Below are 22,410 nucleotides of genomic sequence, written 5' to 3'. Positions count from 1 at the left end.
TTCCTACCTTTCCAACAATTCTTTTGAACCTTCAATAGGTGCTGACTCAGGGTAAACCCCTGAAAAACATCCTTTGCATAACCCTTTATTATTAGGAAGTGTTTCCGCTAAGCCCTCTCTACTTAAGTAAGCTAAACTATCTACTCCTAAATATTCTCTTATTTCTTCTGTAGTTTTTTCTGCTGCAATTAATTCTTTTCTATAAGATATATCAATTCCAAAATAACAAGGATATTTAACTTTAGGAGAAGAAACTCTGAAATGAATTTCCTTAGCTCCTGCTTTTTTTAAAATTTCAACTAACCTCTTACTTGTAGTTCCTCTTACTATTGAGTCATCAATTATTACCACTCTTTTACCCTCTATGTCAGGTTTTAATGCATTTAATTTTACTGAAACAGCTTTTTCTCTTAATTCTTGGGTCGGTGCAATAAACGTTCTTGCAACATATTTATTTTTTATAAGCCCTATCCCACAGGGAATACCAGATGCTTTAGAGTACCCTATTGCTGCAGATAATCCTGAATCAGGAACCCCAACTACAATATCTGCTTCTATTGGAGCCTCTTCAAATAGTATCTCCCCTGCTTTAACTCTTGATTCATAAACGGAATATCCGTCCATTACACTATCCGGTCTAGCAAAATAAATATATTCAAACGAGCAAGTTGCATGTTTAGTTTTTTCAGCATATTTTATAGACTTTATTCCATTTTCATCAATGATTACTATTTCACCTGGTTGAACATCTCTGACCAAATCAGCACCAACTGCATCCAATGCACAACTTTCAGAAGCTATAACATAATCATCATCAACTTTTCCAATGCAAAGTGGTCTTATTCCATACGGATCTCTGACTCCAATTAATTTGTTTTCTGTTAAAATCACTATAGCATAAGATCCCTTTATTGCACGAATAGCACTAACAACTGCTTCTTCTATGCCCTTACTTACTTTTCTTGCAATTAAATTAAGAATAACTTCTGAATCATTTGATGTATGAAAAATTACTCCTCCATCTTCAAGTAAGTCTTTAATTACATCTGCATTTACCAAATTTCCATTATGAGCGATAGAAATAGCTCCTAATTTATATTTACTTAACAAAGGTTGAGCATTCTTCACATTACTTGATCCTGTAGTTGAATATCTAACATGCCCAATACCCATATGACCTCTAAGACTTGTAATAGTTTCTGGCTCCAAAGCTTCATGAACCAAGCCCATATCTTTAATACATTTTAATTTTTCTCCATCTGATACAGTTATACCGGCACTTTCCTGTCCTCTATGTTGAAGTGCGTAAAGACCATAATAAACAGAAGAAGCTACATTTATTTCTTTTTTAGAGTATATCCCGAACACTCCACATTCATCCTTGAACTTGTCATCCTTTAATGAGATTGCAGTCATATTATTTTTCCTTCCCAGTTAATCTTTTTAAAATCTCCTCGTAAGCTTCTTTAACATTTCCCATATCTCTTCTAAATCTATCTTTATCTAATTTCTCATTAGTTGTAGCATCCCAAAATCTACAAGTATCAGGAGAAATTTCATCTGCTAATAATATTTCGCCATTATATCTTCCAAATTCAATTTTAAAGTCAATTAATTTAATATTTTGTTTTAAAAAGAATTCTTTTAATATTTCATTTATTTTATCAGTAATTGAGTATATTATTTTTAATTCTTCAAAAGTTGCTGCTCCTAGAGCTACAGCATGATAATCATTTATTAATGGATCCCCTAATTCGTCATCTTTGTAACAGATTTCAAAAATAGTTGTTGAAAGTTCTGTACCTTCTTCCATTCTTAATCTTTTAGCCATGCTACCTGCTGCTACATTTCTAACTATAACTTCAAGAGGTACTATTTCAACTTTCTTGCAAAGTTGCTCTCTATCACTTAATTTTTTAATAAAATGACTTTCAACTCCGTTTTCTTTCAATAAATCAAAGATCATAGTAGTAATACTATTATTTAAAATTCCTTTACTGTCAATTTGTGATTTCTTTTCACCATTAAAAGCTGTAGCATCATCTTTGTAGTAAATAATTACTTCGTCATCTTTCTCCGTTGCAAATACTTGCTTAGCTTTTCCCTCATATAACATTGTTCTTTCCATTTTATAATTCCACCCCTTCAGTATTCTCTTCAATAAATTTTATTTTCATATCTTCACGATATTGAATTAGTTTTTGTTTTAATTCCGGGTATTTCACAGATAGAATTTGAACTGCGAGCATTGCAGCATTAGATGAATTGTTTATGCCTACTGTAGCAACTGGAATTGGTTTTGGCATTTGAACTATTGATAAAAGAGCATCTATTCCTTGCATACCTGCATCGATAGGAACGCCAATAACTGGCAGAATTGTTTTTGAAGCTATAACTCCTGGGAGATGTGCAGCCAAACCTGCTGCTGCTATAATACATTCGTAACCATCTTCTTCTAAATCATTAAGTACTTCTGTTAATTTTTCAGGAACTCTATGTGCTGATAAAATAAAAGCTTTATACTCCACTGAAAATTCTTTTAAAATGCTGGCTGCGCCTCTCATTTTTTCAATGTCTGATCTACTACCAAAAATAATCGCAACTTTCATTATTAACCTCCATAATTATAGATAAACATCTACATTTATTGCTCATCTTAATATATAAATTTTCCTAAAATGAATATTCATTGAAAAGCCCACCATTAAAAAATTAATGGTGGATGGTGCTTTAAAATATATTTTAGGGGAAATATATTTACGTACTAATTATATTAATATTTGTTATTATACTACCACTTGATTTTTTAAAAGTCAATACAATATTCTTTATTTTTTTGATATAATTCGCTATATATGAACTATAGCATCACTTATTGTGCTTTATAATTCGTAACGTATCGAACATATATTTTCCTGCACATATTATCCATTTTTGCTATTAGCAAATTATATAGTTTATTTTCTAAAATAATATTCAAAAAAAGAACGCTTCTAAGCGTTCTCATAAAATTTTATTAAATTTCATTTTCTCTAATATTATCAAAGTATAGTTTTGTTTCTGCTATAATAACTCCACTTAATCCTAATAGAGCTATTAAATTTGGTATTGCCATTAATCCATTTACTATATCAGCAATAACCCAAATCATTTCTAATTTTATAAATGCACCAGCTGCTACTAAAGCAATATAAATATATCTATAAGGCTTTATTCCTTTAACCCCAACTAGATACTCCATACATCTTTCACCATAATAACTCCACCCAAGTATAGTTGTAAATGCAAAGAAAATTAATCCTATTGTTACTATCAACTGCCCTATATTAATAAATGGCAAAGCACTTGAAAATGCTGCATTTGTCATAGCTGCTCCACTGAATTCTGAAGTCCACGCACCGGACATAATTAATACTAAACCTGTCATAGTACATATAATAATAGTATCTATAAATGTTCCTGTCATAGATATTAATCCTTGTCTTACACAAGATTTTGTTTTAGCTGCCGCTGCTGCTATTGGCGCTGAACCTAATCCTGATTCATTAGAGAATACCCCTCTTGCCACCCCACTTTGAATAGCAATCATGATAGTAGCTCCTGCAAAGCCACCAGTCATAGCTGTACTAGTAAAAGCACTTTTCACTACCAAAGCTATGGTGCCTGGAAGTAATTTTATATTTAAAATAATTATTAACAATGACCCAACAATATAGAATACAGCCATAAAAGGAACTGTTTTTTCTGCTACTGCTGCAATATTTTTAATTCCACCAATAATAACTAATGCCACTAAAACAGTAATTACTATTGCTGTTAATATTTTTGGAAGTTTGAATGTGATTTCTGTTGCTTCCACAATAGCATTTACCTGTGGAAATGTTCCTATACCAAACCAAGCAACACCAACACCAAAAACAGCAAAGATTTTTGCTAAAAATTTATTTCCTAATCCTTTTTCTATATAATACATTGGTCCACCAGACATTTGACCATTTTCGTCAACTTCTCTATATTTTACTGCCAGTAGTCCCTCTGCATATTTTGTGGCCATTCCAAAGAAAGCTGCCATCCACATCCAGAATAAAGCACCTGGTCCACCCATTTTGATTGCTGTTGCAACCCCAACAATATTTCCTGTACCAATTGTAGCTGAAAGTGCTGTACATAATGCTGCAAAAGATGATACATCCCCTTCACCAAGATCATCATCACTTTTTTTAGAAAATAAATACTTAAATGCTAATGGAAGTTTACTAACCTGAAGAACTCCAAGTCGTATAGTAAGATAAATACCTGTTCCAACCAATAAGATTAGAAGTGGTGGACCCCACACAAGTTTGTCCAGTTTGCTAAGAATGTTCATAAAATTTGACATGAAAATTTTCCCCCTTAATTTTTTGTTTTCTTAAGAGGAGACTAAATAATAACTTAATCCCCTGTCCTTTTACCTGAGAGATTCAATAGCAATAGCTATTTTGCTCCTTCGGTGACTGTTTACCAGTACTCTCCAAGGGCTCGTCCAATAACGGTCTTGCCTTATATATGTATCCTAGTTCAACTAGTAATTATACATGTCCCAAACTCGCAAAAACGGAGCTTTTGGAACAAGTATAAATTAAGTTTCTCAATAGAATTCCTATAAAATAAGGCACCTGAAAGCTTTACATCTTCGGTAGATGGTTTCCCATCATTCTCCCGCTATCTTCATCCGAACACAATATTTGATTTATCATGATTATACTAAGGTTTTTCTGTTTAATCAATAGCAAATATAATTAACAGAATTTTAAGATTATTTATATATATTTTTTTTTACCAAAGCGTGAAACTATGAATACAATAAATAATATTGGTACATAGTATTTTAAAATGACACTATTGGAATCAATTAAATTTATCATAGCAAATAAAATTATTAAAATTCCTATAGAATAAGCAAAATTCTGTTCCCATTTTATCAAGCTATTGATATTCTTGATATTTCTTTTCGCATATGTAACTTTTGTTATCTTATCCATATAAAAACCCATAATCAATTCTAAAACACCTAATAAAAACATAGTTATTATAAATGCATTATTCATAAGTTCTTCCCTCTTTCTATGACATCTTTTTTGTGAAAATAAATATAAAGCTTTTCAAAAATGAAAAGCTTCTTAAAATATACTTTTTATAAAATTTCGTAAACCTTATCATATTCCAATGTACAATTGCCTGTAGTTTCCATATCCGCACATAAATCACTTTCAATATATAAAAAATGACCTTGCTTTTCAATTATTTTTCTTATAACAGTATCTTCTTCACTTGTTGGAAAAGTATAAACTACTTTGTAATCCGCGTATATCGGTTTCTCTATTTCCTGAGAATTAACAGTTTCGCTGATTAAGTTTAACTTATCTCCACCTTCTTCAATAATTTTGATAATATGTTCAATATTCATGCTTATACACCTCTTTATTTCTATATAGTATTTATTCTTAATTTATTATACACTAGTATTAATTTAAAATCAAAAACAAATATATAGATATAAAAACTCTTTTAATTGCTAAGAAACTGCACTTAAATTATTAATTAAATTCATTGCTATGTTTTTTAATTCCGTTTCTTCCTCAATATTACCTTGAAATAAATCTGGTAATGTTTCTTTTGAACACAATCTTTCAATTATTTTAAGATTATTTTTAAATTCTTCTCTTAGAACAACATTTTTACTATTCAATTCTTTTATAAACTTTGAATTTTCTTCATAATCTTTTGTATATTTTCCCACCAATCTAGCCCCTTCTAGCTCACATGTTAACTCGATAAATTTACCTGCAGAAACTATTAGCTCTTCTACTACATCAATGTATTCTTTTTCCTCTGATGACATCAATATGTTTATAAATTCCTTAATACAATACAAATCCATTTTTTACCTCCTGGCTGATGAGTGATTAAACTTCCTTATTAAAGCTTATGCTATTTAACCAAAAAAATACTGTATATTTTATTTTTGTTTATATTGGAAATTTTATGCTATTATCATGTTACCATTTTTTTGGAATTTTATCAATCATAAAAACAAATCAATTTATGAATTATTTGTCATCTATCTTAAGATTTATTTGCTATAAGTTTAAACTATGTTGCTGAGTATTATAAAAATAAATATTTTCTACCATTACACATGTACTAATTGTGTAAGTTATTATATAATGTTCAAATATAGATTATTAAACGAGTCTTGATTTATAAGGGGGTTTTTTATTTGGAATACTTATGTGGCAATGATCAAAAATGTATTCTTTCATACAACGATATTGAAACAGCAACTAAAAATTTAAATGGAATATCAAAAAAAACTGAGCTTATTTATAGTACTATTTTCAGCAATGAATACAGCAACAATGTTTATATTAAACCTGAAAATTTACAAATAACCGGTTCTTTCAAAGTTAGAGGAGCCTATAATAAAATATGTAAGTTAAGTGAAGAAGAAAAGAAAAATGGTATAATAGCTTCATCCGCTGGAAATCATTCTCAAGGAGTTGCTTATGCAGCTAAATTATTAGGAGTTAATGCAACCATCGTAATGCCAAAAACTACTCCTTTGATAAAAGTATCTTCCACTAAATCTTATGGTGCAAATGTAATACTTCATGGTTCTTGTTATGATGAAGCATATGCAAAAGCACTAGAATTACAAGAAGAACATAATTATAGTTTTGTACATCCTTTTGATGATAAAGATGTAATTGCAGGTCAAGGAACAATTAGTGTTGAAATATTAAACGAACTTAGTGACGCTGATTATATTTTGATTCCCATTGGTGGTGGTGGTTTAATAGCCGGAATGGCTTATGCTGCTAAATCTATAAATCCTAACATTAAAATTATAGGTGTAGAGCCTGAAGGCGCTAATGCTATGAAAGAGTCTATTAAAAATAATAAGGTCACTAGCCTAAGTATGGTTACTACCATAGCAGAAGGTGTTGCTGTTAAAAAGCCTGGCTATATTACTTTTGAAATAATCAAGGATTATGTAGATGATATAATCACAGTTTCTGATTTAGACATAATGGAAGCATTCCTAATGGTTATAGAGAAACATAAACTTGTTGCTGAAACATCTGGTGTAGTGTCAATTGCAGCATTAAAAAAATTAAATGTAAAAGATAAAAAGGTTGTTTGCGTTTTAAGTGGTGGAAATATAGATGTTGTAACTATCTCTTCAATGATCAACTCCGGTCTTGTTTCAAGAGGCAGAATGTTCTGTTTCTCTGTAGAACTACCAGATAAACCAGGAGAACTTCTAGAAATTTCCAGAATACTTGCTGAACTAAACGCAAATGTAATTCAATTAGATCACAATCAATTTAAAGCTTTTGATAGATTGAAAAATGTTGTTCTCGAAATAACTTGTGAAACAAATGGTCACGAACACATTAATGACATTGTCACTTCATTAAATGCTCGTGGTTATAAAGTTAATAAAGTTTATTAAACCATATTCTTATATAATTACAAAGTCACACCATTTAATTTGTGTGGCTTTGTTTAGTTTTATTAACCTTATAATTTTTCAGCATACTAATTATCAATAAACTTGAAGGAATAGCAATTTGCAGAGGAATATTAATATATTTAGCAGTTATCTCTGGCCCCACCCATTTTTGAACCAAAATGTTGGGCATTGTATAGAATGAAACGTATAATGTTACTAATCCTACAGGAATAAGTATCCTCCTATAATCCTTTAATTTAAACAAAGTGCTAAAACATGATACTCCCGCATAAAAAAATATTGTAAACTTAAAAAAACCTCCAATAAGCATATTTAAGATAGCTATTGCATCAAAATTCCTTAATATTCCTAAAATATTAATTTGTTTAACCACATCTAATAATGGTATTAAAGAATTTGATGCTATTGTCACCCCCAGAACAGATACAATTATAATTAATGAAAAACATAATAATATAGAAGATGTCAATAAAGCCATATACGAAACTTTCCTTATTTTATCCTTTGGTTCTACAAAACACCAAAACATAAGAAAATATGTAATTAATAAAAAAAACATCAATATTTTGATCATCATTTTCCCTGTGTTCACAAATGCCTCTATCCCTAAATAAAGAGCAAAAATTGAAACAGATATGAATATAAGAAAAATAATTATCCTTGGAGTCTTATCAAGCAATGTAATTGATACTATATTACTAAATTCATTTAAATTGTGGGTAGAGATGTGTAAAAAATACAAAGCATTAACTATAACAAAAGGTGTTCCTATTGTTGTTCCTAATACTTCTATAATTATTTCTGCGTAGTTTTTGTCTGGAAAAAAAACCTGTAGCTTAATATAAATCCACAACAATAATATTCCTATTAAAGCTGCTATTATAATAGCAATCCAAGCATCTTGATTAGAATCTATTCCCAATGCAAATAACGTTGTACTCCCAATTTCTAGTAATAATATCAATGTGAATAATCCATGTTCATCAATACGTACTTTCATATTCTCATCCTACTTCGTTTTTTTCTTTCATTTCCTTTGGTTTCCTGTTACTCTAATCTTATTATTATCAATTTTGTTTAAAATTAATCAAACAAAGTATACCTATTATTTTGCTACAATAAAAATAAAACACTCACAATAAAGTGAATGTTTTATTTGGTACGAGCAAGTCGTAAGCCGAGTTCTGTATTTTAAAACGATCATCTATCTAGGCCCATTGTTACCAATAGGCTCAAGCGATCTTACCCGAAGACAGGACGAGCAGCCCCATGTGTCTTCCTATTTGATCTTGCTCCAGATGGGGTTTACATAGCCGCAAAGTCGCCAGTGCGCTGGTGAGCTCTTACCTCGCCTTTCCATCCTTACCATGTTTCCATGGCGGTCTATTTCTGTTGCACTTTCCTTGGAGTTACCTCCACTGGGTGTTACCCAGCACCCTGCTCTAAGGAGCTCGGACTTTCCTCTCCTACTTTTCAGTAGCAGCGATCGTTTAGCTTACTCGCAAGATAAATAATAACACATATTAATATAAAAATCAATTCTATTTATCTAGAAATATTATCCTGCCACAATTATCACATAATATTATCTTATTACCTTTTTTACATTCATCTAATGTAACTGCTGAAATACCAAGTTTACAGCCTAAACAAGTATGTTCTCTAAGTTTAGCAATTGGTTCTTTTCTTTTCTTTCTTGTCTCAAAATATATTTCTAATATTTCTTCTGGTATTTTATCTTGCAACAAAGATATTCGTTTTGTGGAACCTTCAATATTTTTATTGGCTATTTGAACTTTTTCATTTAATTTCTTTTTCAAATCAAAAAACTTTTCTTTTAACTTTGTTAATTCTTTTGAAATTATTTTTATTTCTTGTTTATAATTATTTTCTTCATTTAGATTAGTATCTAATTCTTTGTTTATTAAATTTACTTTTTCTTTTAATGTACCAATAATATTTTCTGTGTTTTTAATTTTATGAATGTCACTACCACAATGATTTAATAAAATATCTTCCTTTTCATTTAATTCTTCTTCAACACCTTCTATTTCCTTGGAAATATTTTCACAAAGTTCAGAGGTTTCTTTTAGTTGTTTAACTAACAAATTATATTCCTCTTTATTTTTTTCATAGCTTTTCTTAACCTCTTTTAAAATTTCATACACAGTTTTATCTTCTAATATTTTTAAGTTTTCCTTAAGTATTTTTTTATTTTCATCAAATTCTACTAATAATTCAAATTCTTTTTTCATTGTATATACCTCCTTAAAATTGAGCACAAAAAAATAGAAAGCTAAATTTACTTTCTATTTAAACCTATAAGGGTCCTTGTTGGTATCAGATATAATAAGTTCTACCTGGAACCCCTTATTAATTATTAACTTTTGAATAGTTTTGGCTATATGTTTCATGGCAGGCCATTCAGTATTAAAATGTCCCGCATCTATTATACACATATCTTCTTCGTAAAAATCACTTACATAGTGATATGTAGTATCCCCTGTAATTATACATTCTGCTCCCATTTTTTTAGCCAATGAAAAATAATCTTGACCACTTCCGTTAATAACAGCAATTTTATTAATCAATTTTTCTTCATTTCCAACAACTCTTACCATAGATAAATTCAAAGAATTTTTCACTAAAGAAATGATATTATTGAACATCCTTGGCTCACTTAATGTAGCTAATCTTCCTATACCAGTTTTAGTATCACCATCACTAGCGGCAGATGATAAATCTAATGTAATAAAATTATCAAAACCTAAAATATTCATAATCTCATGATTTACCCCATTAATAACAGCGTCTAAATTTGTATGACTTGAATAAAGATTAATATCATTTTTAACCAAAGAAATTATTTTTTTTCCTAACAATGTATCTTTAGTTATAGTAGAAGGCTTTTTAAACAACAAAGGATGGTGTGAGATGATTAAATTGCATCCTTTAGCTTTAGCCTCTTCAATGACCTCTAATGTACAATCTAATGCTATAAGTATAGATTTTAACTCTGCATTTCTATCACCAACCATTAAACCTATATTATCAAAATCTTCTTTGAATTTTAAAGGCGCAAAATTTTCTAAAATATTAATAATATCATTTACAATTAAAGACATTTAAGCATCTCCTTTAAACCCTCAATATAATAAAGTAATTGTTTTTTTCTTTGAATAGAAGTTTCCCCTGTATCTTGTATAAAATCCAATATATTTTTGTACTTATTAATTCTAAAACCAATATATTCTTTTACTAAAGGATGTTTTTTTTGTATAAGTTTTTCTCCTATCAAATAGAAAACTTCCTGATTAAATTCTATTATCTTGCTTTCATTATATCTAACTTTAATGATTTCGTAGTACTTACCTTCATCATAACACAGTTCTTCATCTAAAACCTCATATTTATTTTCATAAATATATTTTCTTAAAACTTCTGGGTTTTGAACTGGTTGAAAAATTAGATATTCCATTTTTTTTACCAAATCAATACTTTCTTCTAAAATATCTTTAATTAAATTTCCGCCCATTCCAGCTATTACTACGGCATCTACTTCATTAGTTTTTATGGTAGTAAGTCCACCACCCAATCTACATTCAATTTTATCTTGTAGATTTTCTTTATTAATATTATATTTAGCTTTTTCTACTGGACCTTTATTAATATCAGAAGCTATTACTTTATTTGTAATATCTTTACTAATTAAATATATGGGCAAATATCCATGATCTGTTCCTACATCAATTATTGATTCAACTGAATCTACCATTTTCGCTATAGATTCAAGCCTATGACTTATTATCATTATCTTCTCCTAAATATATTGAAATATAATTCTTACCTGCATAAAAAAGAAAACTGCTGCTATTATAAATGAAACATATATATATATGTATGCTGTTTTTTCATCATATTTAATATGGCTGAAAGCTGCAAAAAACATACACAATAATATTCCCATATTTATAATACCATATATAAGTTGCTTTGAGACAAACTGTTTGCTTGTACCCATTATCAATGGCATAAACTTAGAGTTTAATGTTAAAGGCATCTCTTTAGGCAATAAATTTGCTTGATATAATATTAATGGCGTTATGGTGAAGATAAAAATCAAAGCACTAATTACAATTATAAAAATAACAAACTTCTTTTTATTATGTAACTTAGAATTATTTTCATAATCATACTCCCATTTTCCACTCTTAATACTATGTTTATCCATAATACCTGCTATAAAATCAAGATTTTCAGGGGATATAGCATAATTTACTTCATCTGTTTTTAAATAAATAAGATTATGACAAGTTGCAAACATCCTAGTTGTACCAATTTTATTTACAACAAATCTCCCAATAGCAAATTTTTTAGTTGAAAAGCCATATAACTTTACAGATGAAATATGTTCCCTACTGATAAAATAAGAAGTTATGTCTTTAATAGGAATAATAACTCTTTTAACATTTCCAATGCCGCTTATTATTATTTTTTCATCATCAATGCTATATTTCATGGTTAAAATGAAAATAATGTTAAACCCCAAATAAATATCAGTTATTATTAAAAACACTTTTATCAAGGTAACGATTTCATATACATCTATTAGTCCCATAAGTAAGATTATGCTTATGTTCCACATTAAAGCAATTAATAATATATGTATGTGCCCTACTCCTTTTTTACATTCATAAGTTGACATTCCCTCACCTCACAAAAGTATTATACCACAAAAAAAGAGTAAAGTTAATCTTTACTCTTTTTACTGATTTAATTTAAATAATCTTTTAATTTTTTACTTCTACTTGGATGACGAAGTTTTCTTAGTGCTTTTGCTTCTATTTGTCTAATTCTTTCTCTAGTAACATTAAATTCTTTTCCAACTTCCTCTAGCGTTCTAGCTCTTCCATCATCAAGTCCAAATCTCAACCTTAAGACTTTTTCTTCTCTTGGAGTTAAAGTATCTAATACATTAATTAGTTGTTCTTTTAACATTGTAAATGCAGCCGCTTCTGCTGGTGCTGGAGAATCATCATCTGGTATAAAGTCTCCCAAATGGCTATCTTCTTCTTCTCCAATTGGAGTTTCTAAAGAAACAGGTTCTTGAGCAATTTTCATAATTTCTCTTACTTTTTCCACTGTCATTTCCATTTCTTTTGCTATTTCTTCTGGAAGAGGTTCTCTACCTAATTCTTGTAATAATTGTCTTGAAACCCTTATTAATTTATTTATAGTTTCTACCATATGAACCGGTATTCTTATTGTTCTTGCTTGGTCGGCAATGGCACGAGTTATCGCCTGTCTAATCCACCAAGTAGCATATGTGGAGAATTTATAACCTTTTCTGTAATCAAATTTTTCCACTGCTTTTATAAGTCCTAAATTCCCTTCTTGAATCAAGTCCAAAAAAAGCATTCCTCTTCCTACATATCTCTTTGCTATACTAACAACTAATCTTAAATTGGCCTCTGCTAATTTCTTCCTAGCATATAAGTCTCCATCTTCGATTCTTTGTGCTAAATCCACTTCTTCTTCTGAGCTTAAAAGCGGTACTTTACCTATTTCTTTCAAATACATTCTAACAGGGTCATCTATTGAAATCCCCTCTGGAACAGATAAATCTAATTTTTCTTCTTCTTCTTCCTCTTTTATATCCCCTACAACTTCAATGTTCATAGACTCCAAAACATCATAGATTGCTTCAATTTGTTGAGGAGAAAGCTCTATTTCTGCAAGTTCCTCCATTATCTCTTTATAGGTCAAACTGCCTGTTTTCTTTGCTTTATCCATTAAGCTCTTAATAATTTTCATTTTAGTTTCTTTATCAAATTCTGCAGGTTTCTTTAGAGAGCTTTTTTGATCTTGCTGTTGCTTTTTTATTACTTCAGCCATTTAATTGCCTCCTTTCAACCTATTAAAATCCGTTAATTTATTTTGCATTTCATTTAAATCTTTTACAAGTCCTAAAACCTCTTTATAAGCACCTTTTTTCTCTAGTATTTTAATCTCCCTCATAATTGTTCTTTTCGACTCCTCTAGCTTATATTTTTTAACTTCCTTTATAAACCCTTGTATAACTTCAACATCATCCAAGGAAATATTGATATTTTCTTCAAATTCCATTTGCTGGATATTGGCCCATTCTTTAGCAAGCTCTATATTAGTGCATCTTAAATCAATATAATTATTTAAATTTTTATGATTGTGTTCACTTTCAAGTATAATTTGAAATAATTGTTTATGCTCTTCAAGTGTAAAATCTTCAATTTCAATTTTATTCTTTATATATGAGTAAATATCATTGTTTTCTATGGAAAGTTTTATTAAATTCCTAGCTGCTTTTAAATGAGCTGGTTCTAAGTATAATTTTTGTCCAAAACCCTGTTGATTATGCATGTTTTGCGAATCCACTTTGTAATCTTTATTGTCTTGTTTAATTAAATCATAAATTGATTGTTCTTTTATGCCTGTTTCTTCTGCAATTTTTTTTGTATAAATATTTTTTTCAACGGGATTCAAATTTTGAATAATCTCAGAAATTTTCGAAATATATTGAATTACTTTTCTATTATCTTTGTAATCTATTCCTTCCCCCGCTTTTTTTATTCTGTATTCTATCATAGGTAAAGAATTATCAATCAATTGTTTAAAAGCTAATTTCCCATTGTTTCTTATAAACTCATCTGGATCTTTACCTTCTGGAACCTCCAAAATTCTCAAATCAAAACCTTCTTTTGCAAGTACTTCTAAACCTCTTTGTGTAGCATTTTTACCTGCCAAATCTGCATCATAAGATATAACAACTTTTTCAAAATGTTTTCTCAGTAATTTTGCTTGTTTTTCTGTTAATGCCGTCCCTAAAGATGCTACTACATTATTAAATCCAAATTGATGCAAAGCTATGCAATCCATATAACCTTCAACAATAATAATAGTTTTTTCATTACCCTTATCTTTAAGTACAAAATTTAATCCATATAAATTTGTACCTTTCTTAAATAATTTTGTTTCAGGTGAATTTAGATATTTAGGCTTGCTATCATTAAGAACTCTACCTCCAAAACCTATCACTTTTCCCGAGTAATCAAAAATGGGGAAAATTATTCTCTCTCTAAATCTATCATAAATGGAATCATTTTTACCTTTAACTATTAATCCAATATTTAAAAGGTCCAATTCTGAATGACCTTTAGATTTCATGTAATTTAAAGTATTTTTCCACCCATCTGGAGCATAACCAAGACCAAATTTTCTCATAGTATTGGATGATATCCCTCTGTTTTGAAAGTATTCTAATGCTTCCTTGTTTTTATACAGATTATTAAAATAAAATCTAGCTGCATCAACATTTATTTTGTAAAGTTTATCGTTAGTTCTTTCAAATGATTTCGTATTGTTATTTGGTAAAATATCAATATTTGCTCTATCCGCCAAGAAATTCACTGCTTCTACAAAAGAATAATTATGATACTTCATTACAAATGAAAACACGTTTCCTGCTTCACCACATCCAAAGCATTTAAATATTTGTTTTTCTCTAGAAACACTAAAAGACGGAGTTTTTTCATTGTGAAATGGACATAATCCTGTATAATTACTTCCCGAATTTTTTAAACTTACATTATCAGAAATAACATCAATTATATCATTTTCATCTTTTATTCTTTGAATTATTTCTTCACTGAATTTAATATTATTTTTCACCTACTTCGTTAAATTTAGTCAACTCTAAAGTATATTCGACAAATTATTTGAATTTCCTTTTAAATTATATATTTTTTTTAAACTAACTTAAGCAGTTTAAATCTAAATAAGTTTATTTATTCTTAATTTATATAATTCTTTGCGAAAAGCAAAATCCCTTTATTTTTTTGTAATTAATCACTTTCATTTTTATCTTTCCTATTTTTTGAAATAATATGTAAGATTTTGCTTAATATATAACAAATTTAGGTACATATATTTCATTAAAAACCCACAGACAATAATCATCGCTCATTCCTGCTATATAATCTGTTACTCCTACCTGCAAACCTTCTTTTTCCACAATCTTTTGATAGAATTCCGGCATTTTATTAGGATTTTTGTTAAAATAGTTAATAACTTGCTCCAATACAAATTTAGCCTTATTTCTCTCTATTGCTAATATTTCCCCTTTATAAACCTTCCTAAACATAAAACTTCTTAAATCCCCTAAAGTTTCTTCCACATTTTCACTTAAAGTAACTTCTTTTCTTCCTATAGATAAATTATTTAAAGTAGTATAAATACAATCTTTTACTAAAGTATCAACTCTTTTTCCATGTGTGTACCCTAATGAATCTATAAGATTTTTAGGTATCTGATCCATATTTAATATTTTTGCTCTTATAGAATCATCTATATCATGATTGACATAAGCAATTTTATCACTATATTTTACAATCTGACCTTCTAACGTAAAAGATTTTCCATCACTCTTAGAAAAACCACTATGATATAATATTCCATTCAAAACCTCTTTCGTCAGATTTAATCCTTCTCCATTTTTTTCTATTTTAGTTAGCACTCTAATACTATTTTCATTATGTTTAAATCCATTAATATTTAATTTATTCAATACCTCTTCCCCATTGTGTGCAAATGGTACATGCCCAATATCATGTCCTAGTGCTATAGCCTCTATTAAATCTTCATTTAACCCAATCCCTTTTCCAATTGTCTTTGCTATTTGTGCCACTTCAAGAGTATGTGTTAATCTTGTTCTATAATGATCCCCCCATGTTTTAATATACACTTGGGTTTTATGTTTTAATCTTCTAAAAGCTTTGCTATGAATTATCCTATCCCTATCTACCATATAAACTGTTCTTATATCATCTTTTTTTTCCACAATTTCTCTTCCTAGAGAATTGGCAGACAATGATGCATCTCTATTTAATATAGCAAGTTCATTTTTTTCAATTTTTTCTCTAATGGAATCCATAACATAACCTCCTATACAAAATACTATATATTTATTATTTCTATATAATAAGAAAAAATCCTTTATTTCATATACAAAAACATATACATTTAATTCAAATTAAATGTATATTATCCTCAATCATTTAATATGATTATATTGAGTACTTTTTAAGGGGGATTTTATGTCACAAGTAGCGAATACATACAATATAGATATTTTTTCTGAAGAGAACATAAGAAAACAAGTGCTTCCCAAATATGATTTAACGGATGCACGTATTGTAAATATAAAATTTAAAGACACTGATAAACAAAGAGCCGTTTATAAAGTAGATAAAAATAATAATAGTTTCTGCTTGAAAAAGGTTTATTTTAATGAAAATGAGCTTTTATTTGTATATTCCTCTATTGAATGGTTATATAGAAATGATATTCACGTTCCAAGGATTCTTCCCAATAATTCCAAAGGAAGATTTGTAAATTATAATGATATGCTTTTTATACTAACCCCATGGATTGAGGGAGATAAATGTGATTATGATAATAAAATTCACTTAAAAAAGGTTTGTGAGACACTAGCTATAATTCATAATAAATGCAATAACTTTGTTCCAATAAAAAATAGCGCAAATAGAATTGGATATAAAGACTTATATGCTGAAGTAAGCAAGCATTTTGATAATATTCTTGTCACATCAAATCTTGCTTTTAAACATAAAGATAGATTTTCTAAAATTTATTTAGATAATTTCGATTTCGCAGTAGATTTAGCAACTAGTTCTTGTAAGATGCTTACTACGTTAAATTTAGATAATTTAAGTATTTCCCTTTGCCATAATGATTATGTGAATAAAAATATTATTATTGATAAACAAAATGAGGTTTGGTTAATAGACTTCGATAAATGTAGAATGGATTTTTCAATTCATGATTTTGCTTATTTTCTTAGAAGATTGATGAAACGTGAAGAAACTAATTGGGATTTTAAAATAGCCGTTCAATGCTTTAATTACTATAATTCTTATAGAAAAATCAATTTAGAAGATTACAAATTCTTATATGGTTATTTAATTTTTCCTCAAAGATATTGGAAAATCTCTAGAGATTATTATCGAAATATTTATAAATGTAATAAAAGTGCTTTTATTGGAATTCTAGAAAAGTCCACAAGACATTTCAAGGAACAAATAGAATTTTCTATTCTTTTTAAGAACTATATAGAAAACACTTTCAAAACAAACTTAGACTTATAAAGCGCACCCTAGGGGTGCGCTTATATTTTATAAACTATCTTTTATTAGTTACTTGTGCTTGTGCTGCAGCAAGTCTAGCAATCGGAACTCTAAATGGTGAACAAGATACATAGTTTAATCCAACATTATGGCAGAATTCAACTGAAGATGGGTCTCCACCATGTTCTCCACATATACCTAATTTTAAATCTGGTCTAGTTTCTCTACCAAGTTTTGAAGCTATTTTTACTAATTGACCAACACCTGTTTGATCAATCTTTTGGAATGGATCAAACTCATAAACTTTCTTATCATAGTAGTCAGCCAGGAATTTTCCTGCATCATCTCTTGAAAAACCAAATGTCATTTGTGTTAAGTCATTTGTTCCAAATGAGAAGAATTCTGCTTCTTTAGCTATTTCATCAGCTGTCAACGCTGCTCTTGGTATTTCAATCATAGTTCCTACCATGTATTTTAGATCAACACCTGACTCTTTTATTAAAGCATCAGCAGTTGATACAACTATATCTTTAACATATTTTAATTCTTTTACTTCTCCAACAAGCGGAATCATTATTTCTGGTACTATATTAAATCCTTTTTCCTTATTTACTTGAATAGCTGCTTCTATAACTGCTCTTGTTTGCATTTCTGCTATTTCTGGGTAGGAGATAGCTAAACGGCAACCTCTATGACCCATCATTGGGTTAAACTCATGTAATGAATCAATTGTTGCTTTTAATTCATCATAAGTAATACTCATTTGTTCTGCCAAGTCTTTTATATCTTCATCAATACTTGGTAAAAATTCGTGAAGAGGTGGATCTAAGAATCTTATAGTAACCGGTCTATATTCCATTGCTTCATAAATTCCAATAAAATCTTGTCTTTGCATTGGAAGAATTTTTTCTAAAGCTACTTTTCTTTGTTCTAAAGTCTTTGAAACAATCATTTCTCTAACTGCTGCTATTCTATCTTCTTCAAAAAACATGTGTTCAGTTCTGCATAAGCCAATACCTTCTGCACCAAACTCCACTGCTTGAGCTGCATCTTTAGGAGTATCTGCATTTGCTCTTACTTTTAGTGATCTTATTTCATCTGCCCAAGACATAAAAGTTCCAAAGTATCCACTGATTTCCGGAGATACTGTTTTAATAGCTGCACCATATACTTTACCAGTACTTCCATCAATAGAAATGTAATCTCCTTCGTTATATGTTACTCCACCAACAGTAAATGTTTTATTTTTTTCACTAACAGCAATTTCGCCACACCCTGCAACGCAACATGTGCCCATGCCTCTAGCTACAACTGCCGCATGTGAAGTCATTCCACCTCTTACAGTAAGAATCCCCACTGCTGCCGCCATACCTTCAATATCTTCTGGTGATGTTTCAAGTCTGACTAAAACCACTTTTTCTCCTGAATCTGAATGAGCTTTTGCATCAAGAGCTGTGAAGTATATCTTTCCACATGCTGCTCCTGGTGATGCTGCTAGACCCTTTGCAATAGGAGTTGCTTCTTTTAATCCTTGAGGATCAAACGTTGGATGAAGAAGAGTATCTAATTTCTTAGGCTCAACTTTCATTATTGCTTCTTCTTTAGAAAGAATTCCTTCTTCCACAAGTTCTACAGCAATTTTTAACGCAGCTTGTGCTGTTCTTTTACCATTTCTTGTTTGTAAGAAATAAAGCTTTCCTTGCTGAATTGTGAACTCCATATCTTGCATATCTCTATAGTGACTTTCTAGCTTATTAGCTATTTCCATAAATTCTTTATAAACTTCTGGCATATCTTCTTCTAACTTTGCTATAGGAAGTGGTGTTCTTATTCCTGCAACAACATCTTCTCCTTGTGCATTTATTAGATATTCACCAAAAATTTTATTTTCTCCTGTAGCAGGATCTCTTGTAAATGCAACACCAGTACCACAATCATTCCCCATATTGCCAAATACCATTGCTTGAACGTTTACAGCTGTACCCCAATTACCTGGAATATCATTTAATCTTCTATAAACATTTGCTCTTGGATTATCCCAAGAATCAAATACAGCTCTTACAGCATTTATCAACTGTTCCTTCGGAGATTGAGGGAACTCCTTACCCATTTCTTTTCTAAATAATTCTTTATATTTTGCAACAACTTCCTTTAAGTCCTCTGCTGTTAATTCAGTATCTAATTTAACATTTCTACTTTCTTTTATATCATCTAATATATCTTCAAAATCTCTTTTTTCAAGACCTAAAGCAACATCTGAAAACATTTGTATAAATCTTCTATAAGAATCATATGCAAATCTTTCATTGTTTGTAAGCTTAGCTAAGCCTAAAACTGCTTCATCATTTAATCCAAGATTCAATATAGTATCCATCATACCTGGCATGGAAACTCTTGCTCCTGATCTTACTGATACTAATAACGGGTTTTCGATGTCACCAAATTTTTTACCTGTAATTTCTTCTGTTCTTTGCATAGCTAAATCAATTTCTTCTATAACGCTATCTGAAATCGTTTTACCATCAACATAAAATTTAGTACAAGCTTCTGTTGAGATTGTAAATCCTTGAGGTATAGGTAATCCTAATTTAGTCATTTCACCTAAGTTAGCGCCTTTACCTCCAACAAGATTTCTCATTGTGGCATCGATTTCATTGAAAAGGTATACATATTTTTTACTTTCCATTGTAAACATCCCCTTATAATATATTATGCAATATTTTTCAAAGGTAAAATGACTATAGCCATTTTACCTTAATGACCTAATAAATTTTATTGATTATAAATTTTGCCCTAACCTCACTAATAATTTAGTGATATTAGTTTTGGAACACTTCCCTACAACCTTTATTTTTTCTTCATCATTTTCGTAGTTTCTTTCAACTACAGGTAAACTATCAACCTCATGATCAATTATTTTTTGTGCTGCATCATAAGCTAAATCATCCATATCTACACAAACTACATTGGGCATTCTGGTCATAATTATACCAACTGGAACTTTATTTAAATCAGTCCCGCCCATAGCTACCTTTAGAAAGTCTTTCCTAGATACTGCACCAACCAAATTACCATTATTCTCAATCCATAAAGTTCCAACATCGTTCAAGAAAAGTGTAACTATAGCATCATAAATAGTACTTTGCTCATCTATAGTAACCGCTTTAGTCATAATTTCATTAACCTTAATTTTTTTTATGTAATCATGCACTAAACTTACAGAAGATTTTTCTGAACAAACATAGCCTACTTTAGGTTTAGCATCTAAAATTCCTATCATAGTCAAGATAGCCAAATCCGGTCTTAATGCCGCCCTTGTAACTCCAACCTTTGCTGCTAATTTTTCACTAGTAATAGGCTGTTCTTGCTTTACTAGCTTAATTATTTCCTTTTGTCTCGGCGATAAATTAATATTGATCACCCTCCCCTCAGTCATCTCGACTACACTTGTATATTATAACAGAAAACACTATTTTATTATACATGATAATTAGAAATTATGAGCAATTATTCCTGATTAGCATTAATTTGTTCTTGTTATCTTGTAATTACTCATTATTTTATATATTTTGAATTTTTGTAATATTCCATAAAATTCACTCAATTTCGATTATTTTTTTTGGATATTACCCAAATTTTGTATTAAAAATAATAATTTTTCCTTTACTATACTAACTATATTATCCAATTATATTTTTTTTATCCATATAAAAAGTGATACAAAAATGTATCACTTTTTATATTTTTTTATTTTTCTTCTTCTTCTTTTTCTTCTTCTTTTTTCTCTTTTGTAGCTTCTTCTACATCTTCAAAAGTTACAGTATACTGATATACATTTTCATCATCGTTTTCTACTTTTTTATTGGAATTATCCAACTTATCCTTTACATCTTTAGATAAGTCGCCCATTTTTTCTTTAACCTCTGATGCTAAATCATTCATCTTATTCTTAACATCATCCGCTTTATTTTTAATTATTGAGTTTACTACTTCCACACTACCATCGGCTTTAGTTATTTCCACAGTTATTTTAGTAACAAGAGCTGTAACTACCCCTAGAACAAGTAATTCACGGAAAAATAAAGAAACTAAACTTACAGCTACACCTGCAGTAACCGGAATATCCATAATGACTTTACTACCCTTTTTCACTTTAATTCTATTTATGTTACCTTTTTCTAAAATTTCTTTTATCCATTGTTTAAAATCTTCAAAAGACGAAAACACCGTTTCCGTAACTCCACTTTGGTTGTTCTCAATGTAAATTAAAGCTTCTAAAACATCCCCATCTGTTGCTAAAAGAGCTTCTTTTGCTTCCTTGTAGGAAACCCCACTTCTTTCTTTAATAATGTCAATCTTTTCTAAAGTAACTTCACTCATTTATAATCACTTCCTCTCTATACTTTAATTTTCTCTTGATATCTCTCCCATTCTTACAATATCATCATGACTAAAAAGAACTCCTTGGATATACATTGAAGCAATTCAAATATATGGACATATATTGACCACCTAAATAAAGCTATCCACGTTTTGTTAAAATATGGTTACTATAGGTGTCCGCAATAACTCTGGTAACTTACCCTTCCATGTCTCACAGGATCTGTGTCCTAAATTCCTTCGTTCAGTCTATCCAAGAGGCGGATGTCAGCATATGCTCCTCGACCGGGTCTCTATGCCCTTATGGAAAATTTTCAAACCTGACTAATCCCA

General features: G+C 29.6%; 20 protein-coding genes, 1 other RNA gene and 1 riboswitch. Of the genes, 2 read left to right on the top strand and 19 right to left on the bottom strand.

Going from position 1 to position 22,410, the window contains the following annotated elements; genetic code table 11:
• Window positions 1-3: 3 nt before the first annotated feature.
• From purF to BUB83_RS00080, 7 genes are all read right to left on the bottom strand, one after another.
• The gene (gene purF / locus BUB83_RS00110) at window positions 4-1,416 is read right to left on the bottom strand and encodes an amidophosphoribosyltransferase (RefSeq protein ID WP_073335739.1); all 1,413 of its coding nucleotides are present in this window, start codon (window positions 1,414-1,416) and stop codon (window positions 4-6) included.
• A gap of 1 nt (window position 1,417) precedes the next feature.
• Window positions 1,418-2,128 (bottom strand): phosphoribosylaminoimidazolesuccinocarboxamide synthase, encoded by a 711-nt coding sequence (purC, locus tag BUB83_RS00105; protein ID WP_073335737.1) that lies wholly within the window; start codon window positions 2,126-2,128, stop codon window positions 1,418-1,420.
• Window position 2,129: 1 nt separating this feature from the next.
• On the bottom strand, window positions 2,130-2,609 hold the full coding sequence (gene purE / locus BUB83_RS00100) for a 5-(carboxyamino)imidazole ribonucleotide mutase (protein WP_073335735.1): 480 nt from the start codon (window positions 2,607-2,609) through the stop codon (window positions 2,130-2,132).
• Window positions 2,610-3,016: 407 nt separating this feature from the next.
• Complete coding sequence (locus BUB83_RS00095) at window positions 3,017-4,378, bottom strand: alanine/glycine:cation symporter family protein (protein WP_073335733.1); 1,362 nt, start codon at window positions 4,376-4,378, stop codon at window positions 3,017-3,019.
• Between the two features lie 51 nt (window positions 4,379-4,429).
• Window positions 4,430-4,524, bottom strand: a riboswitch (glycine riboswitch).
• Window positions 4,525-4,799: 275 nt separating this feature from the next.
• Window positions 4,800-5,087: a hypothetical protein gene (locus BUB83_RS00090; protein ID WP_073335731.1), complete on the bottom strand. Its 288-nt coding sequence runs from the start codon at window positions 5,085-5,087 to the stop codon at window positions 4,800-4,802.
• An 86-nt stretch (window positions 5,088-5,173) separates the two neighbouring features.
• Complete coding sequence (locus BUB83_RS00085; protein WP_073335729.1) at window positions 5,174-5,446, bottom strand: hypothetical protein; 273 nt, start codon at window positions 5,444-5,446, stop codon at window positions 5,174-5,176.
• 108 nt (window positions 5,447-5,554) lie between these two features.
• Complete coding sequence (locus BUB83_RS00080; protein ID WP_073335727.1) at window positions 5,555-5,920, bottom strand: DUF3232 domain-containing protein; 366 nt, start codon at window positions 5,918-5,920, stop codon at window positions 5,555-5,557.
• A gap of 339 nt (window positions 5,921-6,259) precedes the next feature.
• Here BUB83_RS00080 and ilvA point away from each other — a divergent pair, with 339 nt between their 5' ends.
• Entirely contained in the window at window positions 6,260-7,495 is a 1,236-nt protein-coding gene (ilvA, locus tag BUB83_RS00075) for a threonine ammonia-lyase (RefSeq protein ID WP_073335725.1), read from the top strand.
• Between the two features lie 34 nt (window positions 7,496-7,529).
• On the opposite strand, the gene BUB83_RS00070 is transcribed toward ilvA, so the two are convergent.
• From BUB83_RS00070 to BUB83_RS00030, 9 genes are all read right to left on the bottom strand, one after another.
• Entirely contained in the window at window positions 7,530-8,516 is a 987-nt protein-coding gene (locus tag BUB83_RS00070) for a GerAB/ArcD/ProY family transporter (RefSeq protein ID WP_073335723.1), read from the bottom strand.
• A gap of 158 nt (window positions 8,517-8,674) precedes the next feature.
• Window positions 8,675-9,018: RNase P RNA component class A (gene rnpB, locus BUB83_RS00065), an RNA gene on the bottom strand.
• A gap of 39 nt (window positions 9,019-9,057) precedes the next feature.
• Window positions 9,058-9,771: a C4-type zinc ribbon domain-containing protein gene (locus tag BUB83_RS00060; protein ID WP_073335721.1), complete on the bottom strand. Its 714-nt coding sequence runs from the start codon at window positions 9,769-9,771 to the stop codon at window positions 9,058-9,060.
• 54 nt (window positions 9,772-9,825) lie between these two features.
• Entirely contained in the window at window positions 9,826-10,641 is an 816-nt protein-coding gene (locus tag BUB83_RS00055; protein WP_073335719.1) for a Nif3-like dinuclear metal center hexameric protein, read from the bottom strand.
• Window positions 10,632-11,327 carry a tRNA (adenine(22)-N(1))-methyltransferase gene (locus BUB83_RS00050; protein ID WP_073335717.1) on the bottom strand — a complete coding sequence of 232 codons (696 nt, stop codon included), beginning with the start codon at window positions 11,325-11,327 and terminating at the stop codon, window positions 10,632-10,634. The genes BUB83_RS00055 and BUB83_RS00050 overlap by 10 nt, the downstream gene beginning before the upstream one ends.
• A gap of 9 nt (window positions 11,328-11,336) precedes the next feature.
• Complete coding sequence (locus BUB83_RS00045) at window positions 11,337-12,221, bottom strand: PH domain-containing protein (RefSeq protein WP_073335715.1); 885 nt, start codon at window positions 12,219-12,221, stop codon at window positions 11,337-11,339.
• Window positions 12,222-12,289: 68 nt separating this feature from the next.
• Window positions 12,290-13,411, bottom strand: coding sequence for an RNA polymerase sigma factor RpoD (rpoD, locus tag BUB83_RS00040; protein ID WP_084133327.1), 1,122 nt, complete (start codon window positions 13,409-13,411; stop codon window positions 12,290-12,292).
• Window positions 13,412-15,223 carry a DNA primase gene (gene dnaG / locus BUB83_RS00035; RefSeq protein WP_242950606.1) on the bottom strand — a complete coding sequence of 604 codons (1,812 nt, stop codon included), beginning with the start codon at window positions 15,221-15,223 and terminating at the stop codon, window positions 13,412-13,414. It abuts the gene before it with no gap.
• A 229-nt stretch (window positions 15,224-15,452) separates the two neighbouring features.
• Window positions 15,453-16,484, bottom strand: coding sequence for a deoxyguanosinetriphosphate triphosphohydrolase (locus BUB83_RS00030; RefSeq protein WP_073335713.1), 1,032 nt, complete (start codon window positions 16,482-16,484; stop codon window positions 15,453-15,455).
• Window positions 16,485-16,647: 163 nt separating this feature from the next.
• On the opposite strand from BUB83_RS00030, the gene BUB83_RS00025 reads away from it, so the two are divergent.
• Window positions 16,648-17,718, top strand: a complete 1,071-nt coding sequence (locus tag BUB83_RS00025) for a CotS family spore coat protein (protein ID WP_073335711.1) — start codon at window positions 16,648-16,650, stop codon at window positions 17,716-17,718.
• A gap of 34 nt (window positions 17,719-17,752) precedes the next feature.
• On the opposite strand, the gene ppdK is transcribed toward BUB83_RS00025, so the two are convergent.
• The 3 genes from ppdK to BUB83_RS00010 all read right to left on the bottom strand — a co-directional run bounded on the left by ppdK (window position 17,753) and on the right by BUB83_RS00010 (window position 22,077).
• Window positions 17,753-20,383 (bottom strand): pyruvate, phosphate dikinase, encoded by a 2,631-nt coding sequence (gene ppdK, locus BUB83_RS00020; RefSeq protein ID WP_073335709.1) that lies wholly within the window; start codon window positions 20,381-20,383, stop codon window positions 17,753-17,755.
• A 93-nt stretch (window positions 20,384-20,476) separates the two neighbouring features.
• Complete coding sequence (ccpN, locus tag BUB83_RS00015) at window positions 20,477-21,133, bottom strand: transcriptional regulator CcpN (protein WP_073335707.1); 657 nt, start codon at window positions 21,131-21,133, stop codon at window positions 20,477-20,479.
• Window positions 21,134-21,444: 311 nt separating this feature from the next.
• Window positions 21,445-22,077 carry a DUF4342 domain-containing protein gene (locus BUB83_RS00010; RefSeq protein ID WP_073335705.1) on the bottom strand — a complete coding sequence of 211 codons (633 nt, stop codon included), beginning with the start codon at window positions 22,075-22,077 and terminating at the stop codon, window positions 21,445-21,447.
• Between the last annotated feature and the right edge of the window lie 333 nt (window positions 22,078-22,410).

Origin of the sequence: Clostridium grantii DSM 8605 (genome assembly GCF_900129965.1) — a bacterium.
Taxonomy (GTDB): domain Bacteria; phylum Bacillota; class Clostridia; order Clostridiales; family Clostridiaceae; genus Clostridium_AF; species Clostridium_AF grantii.
This window is presented reverse-complemented; position numbering and strand designations above follow the sequence as displayed.